Source organism: Runella rosea (assembly GCF_003325355.1).
In the GTDB taxonomy this organism is placed as follows: Bacteria; Bacteroidota; Bacteroidia; order Cytophagales; family Spirosomataceae; genus Runella; species Runella rosea.
Genome location: NZ_CP030850.1, coordinates 5,000,619 through 5,015,711 on the forward strand (window position 1 = coordinate 5,000,619; position 15,093 = coordinate 5,015,711).

14 protein-coding genes are annotated in these 15,093 nt (G+C 45.1%); 5 read left to right on the forward strand and 9 right to left on the reverse strand.

The genetic code is table 11. From position 1 onward, the window contains the following. Positions 1 to 76 precede the first annotated feature (76 nt). The 3 genes from DR864_RS20770 to DR864_RS20780 all read right to left on the reverse strand — a co-directional run bounded on the left by DR864_RS20770 (position 77) and on the right by DR864_RS20780 (position 2,717). Positions 77 to 1,027: an N-acetylornithine carbamoyltransferase gene (locus tag DR864_RS20770; RefSeq protein WP_114070392.1), complete on the reverse strand. Its 951-nt coding sequence runs from the start codon at positions 1,025 to 1,027 to the stop codon at positions 77 to 79. Between the two features lie 166 nt (positions 1,028 to 1,193). After that, positions 1,194 to 1,775: a glutathione peroxidase gene (locus tag DR864_RS20775; protein ID WP_114068772.1), complete on the reverse strand. Its 582-nt coding sequence runs from the start codon at positions 1,773 to 1,775 to the stop codon at positions 1,194 to 1,196. A 90-nt stretch (positions 1,776 to 1,865) separates the two neighbouring features. After that, complete coding sequence (locus DR864_RS20780) at positions 1,866 to 2,717, reverse strand: hypothetical protein (RefSeq protein ID WP_229599430.1); 852 nt, start codon at positions 2,715 to 2,717, stop codon at positions 1,866 to 1,868. A 176-nt stretch (positions 2,718 to 2,893) separates the two neighbouring features. On the opposite strand from DR864_RS20780, the gene DR864_RS20785 reads away from it, so the two are divergent. Together DR864_RS20785 and DR864_RS20790 are read left to right on the forward strand one after the other, a co-directional pair. Next, the gene (locus tag DR864_RS20785) at positions 2,894 to 4,165 is read left to right on the forward strand and encodes a M16 family metallopeptidase (RefSeq protein ID WP_114068774.1); all 1,272 of its coding nucleotides are present in this window, start codon (positions 2,894 to 2,896) and stop codon (positions 4,163 to 4,165) included. A gap of 57 nt (positions 4,166 to 4,222) precedes the next feature. Further along, positions 4,223 to 5,074 (forward strand): FKBP-type peptidyl-prolyl cis-trans isomerase, encoded by an 852-nt coding sequence (locus tag DR864_RS20790; protein ID WP_114068775.1) that lies wholly within the window; start codon positions 4,223 to 4,225, stop codon positions 5,072 to 5,074. Between the two features lie 60 nt (positions 5,075 to 5,134). Here the strand turns inward: DR864_RS20790 and lhgD are convergent, their stop codons facing one another. Next, positions 5,135 to 6,331: an L-2-hydroxyglutarate dehydrogenase gene (gene lhgD, locus DR864_RS20795; RefSeq protein WP_114070393.1), complete on the reverse strand. Its 1,197-nt coding sequence runs from the start codon at positions 6,329 to 6,331 to the stop codon at positions 5,135 to 5,137. A gap of 65 nt (positions 6,332 to 6,396) precedes the next feature. Between lhgD and DR864_RS20800 the strand changes: the two genes are divergently transcribed. Beyond that, the gene (locus DR864_RS20800) at positions 6,397 to 6,951 is read left to right on the forward strand and encodes an acyltransferase (RefSeq protein WP_114068776.1); all 555 of its coding nucleotides are present in this window, start codon (positions 6,397 to 6,399) and stop codon (positions 6,949 to 6,951) included. 14 nt (positions 6,952 to 6,965) lie between these two features. Here the strand turns inward: DR864_RS20800 and DR864_RS30230 are convergent, their stop codons facing one another. The 4 genes from DR864_RS30230 to DR864_RS20815 all read right to left on the reverse strand — a co-directional run bounded on the left by DR864_RS30230 (position 6,966) and on the right by DR864_RS20815 (position 10,731). Next, on the reverse strand, positions 6,966 to 7,070 hold the full coding sequence (locus DR864_RS30230) for a Uma2 family endonuclease (RefSeq protein ID WP_229599431.1): 105 nt from the start codon (positions 7,068 to 7,070) through the stop codon (positions 6,966 to 6,968). Positions 7,071 to 7,133: 63 nt separating this feature from the next. Beyond that, positions 7,134 to 8,297, reverse strand: a complete 1,164-nt coding sequence (gene lepB, locus DR864_RS20805) for a signal peptidase I (protein WP_114068777.1) — start codon at positions 8,295 to 8,297, stop codon at positions 7,134 to 7,136. A gap of 45 nt (positions 8,298 to 8,342) precedes the next feature. Further along, on the reverse strand, positions 8,343 to 9,686 hold the full coding sequence (locus DR864_RS20810) for an ABC transporter permease (RefSeq protein ID WP_114068778.1): 1,344 nt from the start codon (positions 9,684 to 9,686) through the stop codon (positions 8,343 to 8,345). Between the two features lie 109 nt (positions 9,687 to 9,795). Next, a complete protein-coding gene (locus DR864_RS20815; RefSeq protein ID WP_114068779.1) occupies positions 9,796 to 10,731 on the reverse strand; it encodes an ABC transporter ATP-binding protein in 936 nt (311 codons plus the stop codon). Between the two features lie 477 nt (positions 10,732 to 11,208). Here DR864_RS20815 and DR864_RS20820 point away from each other — a divergent pair, with 477 nt between their 5' ends. Beyond that, positions 11,209 to 11,733: an FMN-dependent NADH-azoreductase gene (locus tag DR864_RS20820; RefSeq protein ID WP_205319146.1), complete on the forward strand. Its 525-nt coding sequence runs from the start codon at positions 11,209 to 11,211 to the stop codon at positions 11,731 to 11,733. 209 nt (positions 11,734 to 11,942) lie between these two features. Next, the gene (locus DR864_RS20825) at positions 11,943 to 12,812 is read left to right on the forward strand and encodes an SdiA-regulated domain-containing protein (protein ID WP_114068781.1); all 870 of its coding nucleotides are present in this window, start codon (positions 11,943 to 11,945) and stop codon (positions 12,810 to 12,812) included. A gap of 96 nt (positions 12,813 to 12,908) precedes the next feature. On the opposite strand, the gene DR864_RS20830 is transcribed toward DR864_RS20825, so the two are convergent. Further along, positions 12,909 to 15,014 carry a S9 family peptidase gene (locus DR864_RS20830; RefSeq protein ID WP_114068782.1) on the reverse strand — a complete coding sequence of 702 codons (2,106 nt, stop codon included), beginning with the start codon at positions 15,012 to 15,014 and terminating at the stop codon, positions 12,909 to 12,911. Positions 15,015 to 15,093: the final 79 nt, after the last annotated feature.

A 15,093-nucleotide genomic window follows, 5' to 3' on the forward strand; every position in this document is an offset into this window, starting at 1 on the left:
AATACGAAAGCGGGTAATCAATGGTATGTGAGTGATTAAGCCTAAATTTTTCGCTTACTACTTTATTTTCTAACTTTTAACCCAATCCCTCTAAAATTCGCTTCAATACTGCTTGCGCTGACCACACACGGTTGCCAGCTTGTTCTATTACGATAGATTGTTCACTATCAAGGACTTCGTCGGTTACTTTCATGTTGCGTCTTACGGGCAAGCAGTGCATGAATTTGCCGTTATTGGTCAATTCCATTTTCTGTTTTGTAATCATCCACGACGCGTCTCTTGTAAGCACTTGACCGTAGTTTTGGTACGAAGACCAGTTTTTGGCGTAAATAAAATCAGCGCCTGCAAAGGCTTCGTCTTGATTGTAAATCACTTTGGCGTTGCCCACGTAGTCGGGAGACAATTCGTAGCCTTCTGGGTGTGTTACTACGAATTCTACATCGCGGCGGTTCATCCATTCACAAAACGAATTGGCGACGGCCTGCGGCAATGCTTTAAAATGCGGGGCCCATGTCAAAACAACTTTAGGGCGGGCTGTAGTTTTGTATTCTTCGATGGTGATGCAATCGGCCAACGATTGCAAAGGATGTCGCGTGGCCGATTCCAAGTTGACGATGGGTACTCCGGCGTATTTTTTAAACTGCGTCATGACCGTTTCGGCATAGTCTTTTTCGCGGTCCTGTAAGCCCGCAAATGCCCGTACGGCCAAAATGTCGCAGTATTTTCCCATCACTGCTGCCGCTTCTTTGACGTGCTCTGCGTTGTTGCCGTCCATTACTACGCCTTCTTCCAATTCCAATCCCCAGCTGTCTTGTCCTACATTGAGCGCCATGGTGTTCATGCCCAGATTTTGGGCCGCGCGCTGGGTGCTTAGGCGCGTCCGGAGACTTTGGTTGAAAAACAATAAACCGATGGTTTTGTGTTTACCCAAGTGTTCAAACGCAAAAGGAGATTGTTTGTGCCGAAGGCCTTCCTGCACAAGGGCATCAATGTCGGTGACATCGTGAACGGAAATGAAATGTTGCATCGTTAAAGAATGAAGGTGGAGCGCCGAAGCGTTGGTGTTACGTTGAAACAAAATTGCAAAATTGTTTCAATACCGACCTATTTTAAAACGATACCTATAAAAAAAGGGGAATTGAAAGTCATATTAACTTTCAATTCCCCTTTTTTGTGGAAATATGATATTGATATTAAATTCCTACGGCTTTTTTGAATTCGTCGTCGGTGGGTTTGATTTTAGACGCAAAGAAGTGGGTCAGTTTGCCGTTTTCGTCTACTACATATTTACAAAAGTTCCACGACGGGGCTTTGTCATTCCAGCCATTAAGTGATTTGGTCGACAACCAGCGGTACAACGGGTGTTGATTTTCGCCAGTTACGTCGATTTTAGAGAACATTTGGAAGGTAACTCCGTAATTTTTTTGACAAAAAGTGGCAATTTCCGAATTAGAGCCAGACTCCTGCGACCCGAAGTTGTTGGCAGGAAAACCCAGTACCACGACTTTGTCGCCGTATTGCTCATGGAATTTTTGCCAGTCTGCGTACTGAGGAGTGTATCCGCAGGCAGAGGCTACGTTGAGCAACACGATTTTTTTACCTTTGTATTTACTCAGTGAAATGTCTTCGTTGCCCATCAGGGCTTTCATTTTGTAATCGTACACAGAAGCAGTCGGTTTAATGTTTTCGGTGTTGGTTTTAACTTCTTTTTTATCGGCAAAAAGGCCCGTAATGAGTGATAAAAGCATAACAAAAAGTAATTTAATAGTTGCCATCGTTTACATGGTTTTGGGTGAGTAGTACAACGTTATAACCAACTGTTAGGAAAGATTGTTCAGATAATCGAAGGATATATTCCGCAGAAATCAAAATGCGTCCAGTATCTCTTGGTACGAAATCAAAAAGATAGCCGCTACTGCCAGAACCAAGCCCAATTTGTTGAGTGGCTGGAGGGTTTCTCTAAATAAAATCCACGCCAAAAAGGCCGACATCAGCATACTCAGGACATTATAAATGGGAAAAACAAAAGCCGCGCTATTGCCAAAATCACTCAAGGCCCCCAAAAGAAAATAGAAAGACAAAAAGTTGGGAATGCCCAGAATTAATCCTCCCACAATACTTCGTAGGCTTACTTTTTCGTTGGCTGTTAGTACCTTAAAAATCAAAAAAACGGTGCCTACCAAAATCGCTCCTGTGCAAGCCAGCGCGGTGAAAAGGGCCGATTGCTCAGGACGATAAAAAGTGGCGCTGACGTAGTTGATAAGCGTGTTGTTGGTGCCACTTCCCAAAAACAATAACACTGGCAGAAACAACACCCAGCCCGTTTTGGTTGAATGATTGCTACCTTCTTTTTTAATGGTGCTAAACGCCAATGCCAACAGGGCCACGAATAGGCCCATGTAATTTAGGAACGTAAAGTCTTTGTTGTTGTTTTTAAAGACAAACAGCCCAAACAAAACGGGAATGACAAGCGACATATTTCCCGCCAATGACGCAGCTGTTACTCCCACTTTGGTAGTGGTAAAACCAATAAGCACAAATACGATGACGAACATTGTGCCGAGCGCCAGCGTTAGCAAAGTAGGGGTGGAGGTCCAATTAGCACTGAAATAGTGGCTAGGGTCGGGCATCAACGCGAGTCCCATTGCTACGCAGGTATAATAATTGAAAATGACCGCGTGGAGAGGGTTGACGCGGTATTTTGTAAATGACCGCATAATCAAGTACAGAGAAACTGTAAAAACAACAGCAAGAATAAAATTGATCATCGGAAGTAAAGTGAATAGTTGAGGGCGCGCGAGTTGGTATTAAAGGTGCGATTTTAACGAAAACGTTCATCGAAACAAAAACAGTCCGTAATATTGCACTCTCAAAATCTGAACACCAAAGCAGTATGCAATTAGATAGAACACTGGCACCTGATTTTCGTACCATTGAAACGGTACAGTTTCCTACTCCCCAATCGGTGGTGCTGGACAATGGCCAACCGCTTTACGTCATCAATGTCGGCGAACAACCCGTGGTTCGTTTGGAAGTGTTGTTTGAAGCAGGAACTTGGCACGAACAAGTTGAAGGAGCATCGTTTTTTACGGTAAAGATGCTTTCTGAAGGAACCAAAAATCATACTTCGGCCCAAATAAGCGGACATTTTGACCAAATTGGTGCGTTTTTGGAACTGAGCCACACCCCCGACCGCGCCAATGTAATGGTGTACGGTTTGACCAAGCACTTAGAAACCATATTAGAAATGGTGTCGGAGATGTTGCACGAGGCCACGTTTCCCGAAAAAGAGTTTAATGATATACGCAATATCACGCTCCAAAATCTGCGGGTTAACCTTGAAAAAAGCGCGTATGTAGCAACCAATACCTTCAAAGAGCGACTTTTTGGTTCGGCGCACCCCTATGGAAGAATGCAAAAAGAAGAGCGAATCACGGCGCTGCTGACGTCTGATTTGGAAAATTTTTATCACCAACGCATCAAAGCCCGGCCGTTTCGCGTATTCTTATCAGGGCAGGTTGGTGAGGCAGAAATTGCGCTTGTGAATCGGTTTTTAGGACAACATTCTGTTTTCGAGCCACTTCTCTCGACTATAACGTCAGAGATTGTTCCCCAAACGGAGCCGTATTGGTTGGAAAAAGAGGATTCAGTTCAATCATCGGTGCGGGTAGGACGCAGACTTTTTAAGCGTCAGCATCCTGATTTTTATCGGATGGTGATGGCCAATGAGGTGTTAGGAGGCTATTTTGGTTCGCGGTTAATGAAGAATATCCGGGAAGAAAAGGGCTTTACGTACGGAATTTCGGCGAGCGTTGTGCCAATGCGTCAGGAGGGATACTGGGTAATCGGGACCGACGTGAAGAAAGAATTTGCGCAGGCCACGTTAGATGAAATTCAAAAAGAGATTGGCATCATGCAAAATGAGCTTGTTCCTGCCGAAGAGCTTGAAGTGGTTAAAAATTATTTGGCAGGGGAGTTTGCCGGTTCGTTAAATACCCCTTTCGAAATCGCTGACCGGGTGCGGCTTATGGTGTTGGAAGGCTTGGATGTCGATTTTTATTCCAACTATATCCAACGTTTACGCGTCGTAACAGCAGAAGAAATCCAATCAATGGCGCAGCAATACTGGAAATGGGAAGAGTTGCAACGCGTTATTATTGGGTAGTTCTTCTCAAAAATTAAACTGAATAACTAATAAATCGTGCAAAAGCACTTCAAACGAATGAAGCAATTAGTAGTGGCGGTTTTGGCCGCATTGACTATGGTGTCTTGCCAGAAAATTCTGGAAAATGAGGCTGAAAAGAATTATGAATTGAACGAAAAAGAGATTCAAAGCTATATCAGCGCCAATAATCTTACGATGGAAAAAAGTGCTACGGGGCTTTATTATAAGTTTACGGCTACTAATCCTACGGGACTGAAACCCAACGTCGGCGATCAAGTCTCGATTCATTATACCTTGTTTAAGTTGAATGGGGTTGGTGCCAAAATTGACAGTACCGAACGCCTCAAAGACAAGCCTTTTACGTACGTTTATGGCGTGAATTCGCTCATTCCAGGTATGGATGAAGCCCTCTCCATCATGCGCACAGGAGACCGGGCTTTGTTACTCATGAATCACTTTTTGGCTTTTGGAGCACAGTCAGACGATATTCTACCTGCTTATTCAGCGCTAGGTGCTGATGTAGAACTGGTGAAAGTACGTAATGAAAATCAGCAGATTGACGACTATATAAAGGAGAAAAAACTGACCGTGACAGAAGTAACTTCTACGGGGTTACGTTTTATTCAGGCCACCACCACCACCGACGCCAAAGTAGCTCCAGGCGATGTAGTTCGGGTGAAATATACAGGTAAGTTATTGAGTGATAAGCAATTTGATTCGGGCGAAATTCAGGTACGCCTTGGTAGTGGCGGCGTGATAAAAGGTTTTGAGGAAGGAATCAGTAAGTTGCGCTATAACGAAAAAGCGACTTTAATTTTCCCTTCTTCACTCGGCTATGGCGTGCAGGGTTCGGGCAATGTTATCATGCCTTACTCACCGTTATTGTTTGAAATAGAAGTGTTGAAGTAAGACCGCAACCTGATCTTTAATAGTATGTGTAGAGCCGCAATTCATTGCGGCTCTACTTTTTTAAAACCTTTTCAGTGCCAATTCGGCTACCGTTAGGCCAATAGAAAGCGAGGAAGTAGCCGCTGGCGACGGGGCGTTGCATACATTGATGGCATTGGGCCGCTCAATAATGCTGAAATCATCCAACAGGCCACCATTGCGGTCGCAAGCCTGAGCGCGTACACCCGCGCCACCGGGAATCAGGTCAGATTCTTGAATTTCGGGGATAAGTTCTTGCAGGGCTTTGGTAAACGCCGACTTTGAAAACGAACGATACATTTCACCGAGTCCGGTTTGCCAGTATTTGGCGGCTACTTTCTGGAATCCGGGCCAAGTCAGGGTTTTCCACAATTCGCGGGCGTGAATATCCAGTTTTTTATATCCTTCGCGTCGGAAAGCCAACACTGCATTGGGGCCGGCCTCTACGCCACCGCCAATCATGCGCGTAAAATGGACGCCCAAAAAAGGAAAATTTGGGTCTGGAACGGGATAAATCAGGTTTTTAACCAAGTATTGTTTTTCGGGTTTGATTTCGAAATATTCACCTCTGAACGGAATAATGCGTAAATCAATCGGTGTTTGTTGCGTAAACTGAGCCACCTTATCGGAATACAGTCCAGCGCAGTTGATGACCAATTTGGTTTCATAAAAATTTTGGGCCGTAATCACCATCGAGAGGTGGTCGCTTTGACGAATCTCAATCACACGCTGGCCAAAGTTGATTTGTCCGCCTAATTTCTGGAAGTTTTCGGCGTATTTTTCACAGACTACTTTGTAGTTGATGATGCCCGTTTGCGGCACAAAAAAACCTTTGATTCCTTTTACGTGCGGCTCATATTCGCGCAAACCCGCTGCGTCAAGCATTTTAAAACCTGTCAGGCCGTTTTGGGCACCGCGCTCGTACAGCCCGTCCAAAATAGACACTTGTTCGGGGCGAGTCGCGACCACGATTTTGCCACAAAGGTCGTAGGGGATACCTTCTTTTTCGGCAAAATCCACCAGCATTTTGTAGCCTTTGATGCAGTTGATGGCTTTCAAGCTGCCGGGTTTGTAATAGAGGCCCGAGTGAATCACACCGCTATTGTGTCCTGTTTGGTGAACGGCCACTTCGTGTTCTTTTTCAATGACCAGAACCTTTAAGTGCGGACTTTGTTCTTTTATTTTTAAGGCGGTGGCAAGACCCACAATTCCTCCCCCTATGACGGTGATGTCGTATATTTTGTTCAAGGTCGTTTTGCGTTTTATATGGTGCAAAGTTAGGGTAAACTCCTTAATTTTGACACATGAAGAAAACCTTAATCGAGCTCTATACTGCTTTTTTTGCCTTCAAAGACTACGTATTCAGAGAATGGATTATGTATATTCCGTTTTATACCATACGACGATTTTTCATTAAGCAAACCGTTAGGCGGTTGGGTAAAGGCGGGTTTGTGATGATGAAAGCGGAGTTTCGCGATGGCAAAAATATCGAAATCGGTGATTATTGTTTTATCAATAAATACAGCCTTTTGGACGGCCGTGGGGGCAAACTTGTTGTTGGAAACAACGTCGACATTGCCCAAGAAGTAAATATCTGGACGCTCTCCCACGACCCGCATGATGACTTTCACGGCGTGGTGGGAAAAGATGTTTTCATCGAAGATTATGTTTGGATTGCCTCACGTGCTACCATCATGCCGGGCGTTCGTATTGGGCGCGGGGCCGTAGTGGCGGCGGGTAGTATCGTGACCAAAGATGTACCTCCGATGGCCATTGTGGCGGGTAGTCCCGCCAAAGTCGTGGGCCAGAGAAAGAGTGAATTAAAATATCGGTTGGATTGGCAACCTTGGTTTAAGTAAAAAGATGGGGCTGCTCACACACATGCAATGATTTCACCGCCAGTGTATTCCAGTTTTACGTCCGATTTTTGCAACAACTCAAAATATTCTTCGACCGTTACAAGGGTTTTTGTCGCCATAGTAGTTTGCTTTCTTCAGAATTAAAGAAAAATCGAAGGGAATAAAACCACGTCTTGTGGATTTTACTCGATCCCTCTGAACAACCGATTCCAGCGAATTTTATTCAAAATGGACTTAGGATTCGGGTCGATAGACATCCATGTAAAGAGCGCTTTTCCTACCACATGGTCGGCAGGAACAAACCCCCAAAAGCGTGAATCAGCCGACTCATAGCGGTTGTCGCCCATCATAAAATAATAGTCTTGTTGGAAGGTATAGCTCGTCAGAAGCTTGCCGTCAATGCTAATTTTACCCTCCTTTACCACTACTTTATCAGGGTCATTGTGGTCGAAAAATTTAATGGCGTTGGCGTATTTTGCTACGTTGGCGGAGTCCAACTGAATCGTCCATCCTTTCTTAGGCACTTGAATCGGTCCCCAAAACTCCTGATTTTGAGGAATAGCCTTTGGAAAAATACCCGCCTCGGCGGTGTTGGAAGCATACTGACTGATGTGCGTAATACTGCGAACGAACGAATGTTTTTTCAGGTTGTCAACAATTTGGGGAGTTGTTCGAATCTGATAAACAAATGTATTCGGCTTGGCAGAGTCAGCGGGATAATTTCCGTAATCCTGAATGTCTTCATTTTCAAAAAAACGGTCGTCCAATAAATCGCCAGATTCCAAACGGTAGTAAAAGACCGCCGTGGGAGGCACGGCGGCGGGTTGGCCGTTGATGTATACCACGGCCTTTTTTATTTCAATTACATCGCCGCTGACAGCCACGCATCGCTTGATGAAGTTGTTTCGTAAGTCAACAGGAAAGTGTTTGTAGCCACCGTCGCCGCGTGCTACATCTTCAAAAGGCTCATCGGGGTCGCCTGGATAGTTGAAGACCACTACGTCGTTGCGTTTTACGTCGGTAAAACCTGGCAAACGGAACACCGGAAGCTGAATCAAAGTCGAAAAAGAGGGGATTTTTGTGCCCCAAATGGTTTGATGCGTCAGTGGAATCTGCAAAGGCGTGGCGGGTGTGCGGGCGCCGTAATGGAGATTGCTCACAAAAATAAAATCACCAATCAGAATCGTTTTCTCCATCGACGACGATGGAATAACGTAGGGCGTAAAGAGCAACCAACGAATGAACGTGGCCGCCACAACGGCAAAAACGATGGAATCAACCCATTCTCTAAAGGCTGATTTTTTGGGCTTTTGTGATTTGCTTTCGGCGGCTTTTACTTCTATCATGGTGGCACCGTTTTTGGTTTTATTACAATCTGATGGTAGACGCGTTTATCCTTTATAAAAAATCCATTTTGATAACTCCTTGTAATTCACCTTTTTGCCGTACATCAAAATACCGATTCGATAAATGCGCGCCGCAAGCCACGTGGTGCCCACAAATCCCATCACCAGCAAAACCATCGAAAGGGCGATTTCCCACGCGGGCACGCCAAACGGAATCCGAGCCATCATTACCACGGGTGAGGTGAAAGGAATCATTGACGTCCAGAATGCCAGTGAACCGTCGGGTTGATTGATGGACAACTGAGCAAAAAAGATGGAGGCAATGATAGGAAGCATGATAGGAAAGGTAAACTGCCCCGCCTCCTGTTGGTTTTCGACCGAAGCGCCAATGGCGGCGTAGAGAGAACTGTACAACAAATACCCGCCCAAAAAGTAAAAAATGAAGCAAATGAATATTTGCGCCAACGGCAATGACTGGGCCGATTCCATAAACGTGTTTACGGTATTGAGTGTGCTGCTTTGCGACTTCTCCATCTCTTTCTTTAGTTCGGGGTCGGCTTGCTCGGCCTGTTTATTGAGCACCTCTTGGGTTGCCGTAAAACGATTGAATCCAAACAGCGTTTGGGTTGCTGTTGTTACCCCAAACGTAAGAATACCCCAAAGCAAAAACTGCGTCAGACCCACGGCGGCTACGCCTAAAATCTTACCCATCATCAAATGAAAAGGCTTGACGGAAGAAATAATGACTTCAATGATACGGTTAGATTTTTCTTCCATCACCCCCTGCATCACCCCAGCTCCGTAAATAAGGATAAAAATGTAAAGCAAAAAAGCCGCCGCATAGCCCGCTACGTACGCGGCAATAGTACTGCTTGACTGTGTTTTTCCTTCATCATTGAGACTAAAGGTCTGAGCATCAACGTTCATATTGGCTTCTTCTATGACCTGTTGGGTAATTCCCGCTTTAGAAAGTTTGATGTTGCGAAGCTCCTGCTGAACGATTTTTTCAATGCGATTTTGTTGCATAGGGCCGATGTTTTTGGCGGCATAGATCTGCACGCCCTTCGGCCGGTCCATGATATCGGCGGGGATAAATACCAGAAGGTTCTGCTCTTTGTCTTTTAGTTGTTTTTGGGCGGTAGCAATCGGCCCGCTGATAAATTCAAACGTAGTGTTAGCGTCGCTTTTAAACTTGTTTTTAAACAGGCCGCTTTCGTCAATGACCTGAATGGTTTTGCGTTCATTGTTAAACGAACCCACGGCGGCCCAAATGATGATGCCGTAAAAGGCGGCAATCAACAGTGGTGTCAAAAGGGTCATTACGATGAATGACTTTTTGCGAACGCGTACCAAGTATTCGCGTTTGAGGACAAGGAATATATTTCTCATAGCTTCAAGGAGGAGTTATAAAGTATCATTGGTGCTTCTGGGGCAGTAATAAGCACAAAACGGGAACGGTATTTATCAATAAAAATCGTTGATTGTTCGGGCTGACAACCTATTGTAGATTGTTTATTTCCTCGGGTATTTCGCCGCCAACGGCTTTGATAAAAATATCGTTGAAAGAAGGTATATTTTCGTGAAAAGAGACCAACTCCACCTGACTGATAAGGTTGCCCACCAAGGCGTTGACGGAGGCATTGCCTATCAACCGAATGTTAGCTTTATTGACCTGCTCGTCGTCGATTTTGTGGGAGATAATTTCAAAATCAGTGGGCAGGGATTCCAACGTTCCGTGATAACGCACCGAGTAGCTGTGTTCTTTGAATTGATCTTTTACCTCTTTTTTGCTCCCCTTTAAAATCACCTGTGATTTGTGAATCAGTGCAATATGGTCACAAAGTTCTTCGACCGACTCCATGCGGTGTGTAGAAAAAATGATGGTTGTTCCTTTCTCGCGCAGTTCGAGGATTTCGTCTTTAATAAGGTTGGCGTTAATCGGGTCAAATCCCGAAAATGGCTCATCCAAAATGATTAGTTTCGGTTCGTGCATGACGGTGGCCACAAACTGAATTTTTTGTTGCATTCCCTTAGAAAGGTCTTCGATGCTTTTGGTCCACCACGTTTTGATGTCGAATTTCTTAAACCAGATTTTTAGTTTATCCATGGCCTCTCGTTCCGACAACCCTTTGAGTTGAGCCAGATAGAGAAGCTGCTCGCCCACCTTCATTTTTTTGTACAATCCCCGTTCTTCGGGCAAATAACCGATGTGTTGGATATGTTCGGGGCGTAGGCGTTCGCCGTCGAGCAAAACGTAGCCTTCGTCGGGCGCAGTGATTTGGGTGATAATCCGAATAAGTGAGGTTTTTCCCGCGCCGTTGGGACCAAGTAATCCAAAAATACTGCCTTTGGGAACATTTAGGCTTACCCCGTCAAGGGCGCGATGCGAAGCGTACTGTTTTACGACATCATGAACTTCGAGAATGTTGGGCATATAGTTAAGAGTTAAGAAGAAAAGGCTGTGTAAAAGAGCATGAAAGAATGCCCTTCTATTTATAAGAGTTCGAAAATTAAGACCAAGTGCCTGCTATTATCAAGTGAATGCGGATAGTTGGGGGATTTGGAAGGATAAACGGTAAAAGAAAACGTGCTTAGGGTTGATTTTGGTGCCTATCCAATTTTGAGAAAACCGTTTGGATACGAAGATATTAAGGAATACTAATCAAATCTTTTAATAGCTAAAACCCTTGACAGTGCGTCAAAATTTTCCTGATCCATGATATATAAAAGTTCCTGTTAAAAATCGTAATCTTAATCAGGTCTGTATTGTAAATAATTGTGCGTTTTTACTGAATAAATTGCCTTTTTTATATTTCTTTCTATTACCCTAAATCTTTACCCCAATGAAAAACACACACAATTGTGGGCCTTAGCCCGGGCGCTGTTCATCTTGTTAGTACCTCTTAACCTTGTGAGCAAATTACAGGCCGCTTATCCTGGCAGCACGGTTCAAACACGGAATTTAGCCTTAAATCCGTTCCCGCATCTGGAAGAATCGCACATTACCTCTTTTTTTACGCCCGAAGAGTACCGAACCGAAGCTCAAAATACGGCACTTCGCCATTCCGACCAAGCGATTAAAGAAGTAATGGCCGCCGAAATTATTGTAATAGTAGTACCTATGTACAATTTCGGTATTCCGTCCAACCTAAAGGCGTGGATTGACCATATTGTCAGACAAGGTCTAACGTTTACTTTTACCGAGAAAGGCCCCGAAGGATTGCTAAAAAACAAAAAAGTGTACTTAGCGATTGCAACAGGAGGGATTTACTCGGAAGGCCCGATGAAAATCTACGATTTTACCGAGTCTTACTTGAGAACTATCTTGGCTTTTATTGGAATTACTGACGTTTCGGTTTTTCGTGCCGAAGGTATGGCGGTTCCGGGAATGCAGGAAACTGCATTGCAAAAAGGGATAGAGAGTATCACTGCCTAATCCTCAAATCCATTGTGCTCAAAATATGAGCGAATCGATTTGAGGAGACTTATAAACCTTCCTCTGCTTGATGGCGGTGCCGATTGTCATAACTCGGTACCGCCAATTTTTAACTTCTAATACAACAACTGTAAGCACAATAACGGGTAATAACTACGGTCAATGGTTTGTTTTTAGTAGTTTGCATCTGATAACCAAAAAAATAGACCATGAATATTGTTACGCGAGTGCTTGCTTTCCTGCTTTTATTGGAAGGAATCCTGTCCTGCAACCCAAGTACAGATGAAAAAAAGGAAGAAGCAAAGTCGATGACCAAGTTTGTCTACGACCTGGCTCAGCCTGCTGAAACCTACGTTTTGCCCAAAGAATTGAAAGAGATTTCAGGGGTGGCTTTTTACGCAGAAAATCAGCTTTTGTGCGTACAGGACGAAGATGGCGAAGTGTTTGTGTATGATTTGACACAACAAAAAATTACAGAAAGCCATCGCTTCGGCCCCCGTGGCGATTATGAGGGAATTGAGAAAATTGGCGACGAAATCTACGTTTTGCAAAGCAATGGAACCCTTTTTAATTTTAAACTTGGTAACAAAGAAACGCGCGAAATTGAAACTGGCCTGCCTGGAAAAAATGACGTCGAAGGTCTGACGTATGACTTCGGTACCAAACGCCTGTGGTTGGCGGTAAAAGAAGCTTCCAAGAAAGCCGCAAAAGATGATGATAAGGTCATTTTTTCTTTTGACCTGAAGAGTCGAAGGGTGTTTACAGAGCGTGAATTGAAAGCAAAGCAATTTGACCAAGTAGGGCTGAAAGGTAAAAACTGGAAAGATTTTAAACCCTCTGACATCGCTTCTCATCCCAAAACTGGAGAACTATATCTCCTCAGTTCGGCGGGGCATCGGCTGGTTATTTTCTCGGCTGGAGGGGTGCCGTTAAAAAATATTGACCTTGACCCTAAACAATTCCGGCAGCCCGAAGGAATCTGCTTTACCCCCGATGGAACCCTTTACATATCAAGCGAAGGCGATGGCAAAGATGGGTACATTCTGAAGTTTGATCCATTGAAGGAGGCGGATAATTGAGTGGATCAAGTGCTGGAAAAGATAGTTTTCAAAACCCCGACGCGTAGAAATTGCCTTTCAGCGTTGGGGTTTTGATTGTTTTAAAAATGAGAGAATCTATAACTTCTTCTGAAAAAACGCCGCAATGGCTTTGTTGACTTTCACCTGATTGGCGTGCATCATAAAATGGTGGGTATCATCTACAATCACCATCGTTTCGATGGGTACTTTTGTTTCTTCTAAGCGGCGTACCAAGTCGGTACTTTGACTAAAACGCACGTTGCGGTCATCGTCGCCGTGGATAAAAAGTACGGGAGAAGTCCACGTATTTACATACGCAATCGGGGACGATTTCCAGGCTACCTCCAAGGCTCGGGTGGCATCAGGAGCGCGTTCGTATTGGTCGGGCATCAGAATGTTGCGGGTACGCTCGATGGTGCGGTCATGTACGCCGTGGATGTCGACGCCTACGGCAAACAGCTTAGAGTCGCGTCCTAAGGCCATAGCCGTTAGAAATCCGCCGTACGAGCCTCCGTATATGCCGATGCGTTTGGGGTCAATTTGCGGTTGTTTGGCGAGCCATTCACCAGCAGCTTTGATGTCGATATATTCGGAAGCACCGTTGGCACCGCCATTTTTAGCATTGTGAAACTCGTATCCATAACCAATCCCCAAACGGTAATTGACCGACAAAACTGCGTAACCGAGGCTTGCCAAATACTGATTCATGGCGTAAGCATTGGCGTAGTAATCACCATAATTCCACCCCAATAACATCTGGCGAGGTGGCCCACCATGAACATAAACAATGGCGGGCTTTTTGGCGGGTCCTCCTGCTTTTTCAAAGAGTTGGCAATGAACCGTTACGCCGTCAGGCGTTTTGAAGACTACTTGTTTGGGAGTTACCAAATCCATACTTGGGTAGGTTGTAGGTAAACGGTCGGTAGCGAGGATTTTCATTTCTCCGCCGTTGGCGGGCATTACAGAAGGGAGAGGAGGGCGTTGAGCGGTAGCACTGATAAAGGCCAAGGTTTTTCCGTCGCCCGTCAAAACTGGGAACCATTCTAGGCCCGTTCCGGGCGTCATTACCTGCATATCGGCGCGGTCTACGGATACTTTGACCACGTGACGGCGGTCAATGTCCAAGGCGTCAGTACCCACATTTGCGGCAAAGACGAGCGATTTGCCATCGGGACTGAGTTGAATATGTTCACACATAAAATTGCCAGGTGTAAGTAACAGCGGCGCTCCGCCCTGCTCCGCTAATGAATACAAATGCGGCCATCCGTCTTGGTAAGAAAGAAAAACGATGCGATTGGCCGCCCAGTGCAAATTGGTACCTCCGTGGGTGTTGGGCACGGAGCCGTTCAATCGTTTGGGCGCCGTCCAAAGGGTTTTTGCTTCTCCTGTACTTACATCAGCCGCCATGATTGACCACGGGATATGCTTCCTTACGAGGATAGAATCAGGTTTGCCACCCAGTCCGTTGGTACGAATAAAGGCCAATTTCTTTCCATCAGGCGACCAACGCGGGGAGTTGTCACGTTTGTATTGCGGGTCTATCCAAACGATAGGGGTTTGGGCGTCGGTATAAACACCAATAAAACTGTGGTCAACGCGATTGGATTGAAATGCCAGCCGACTTCCATCTGGTGACCAAACTGGCATGCCGTTTGTGCCACGGGCCGAAAAGAGCATCGTTGCCGCCGCCGAACCATCAAGAGGAACGGTGTATATTTGACCTCCTTTGGAGAAAGCTACTTTATCGCTTTTGGGCGAAATAACAGGGGCTTCGCCTTCGCCCAAAAGCTTGGGCTCGCCACCCGCAAATGGTACTGCCCAAATTTGTACCTTGGGAGGGGTAGGGCTAAAGGTGGGATTGACGGGGAGTTCATCGCCCCAATTGGAACCATGATCGCCGCCGCGTACATAAAGCACCCATTTCCCATCATCAGATAATGCTACACTACTGAGTTCCTGGCCATCGTCTTGTAAATAGTTAGTGAGCCGTCGGGCATTGAAGTTGGGCCCTTCCGCCACGTAAATATTACGTTTTCCCTCTTCATTGAATGCCCATGCAATACGTGACCCCGTGGCTGAGGCGGTCAATTCATTGGGAAAAGGATAGGATTTGACGGACTCCATTGAAAAACCGTTTTGTGCTCGGGATGAAAGGCTGAAAAGAAAGTGTAAGAGTGTGAAGAATAATAGCGTAGGTTTCATGAAGTTAGGGGTTGATGAAATTCAAACTTACTAAAAATCAATCTCATTGAGGAGCTTATTTAGGTCTTTATATGAAATA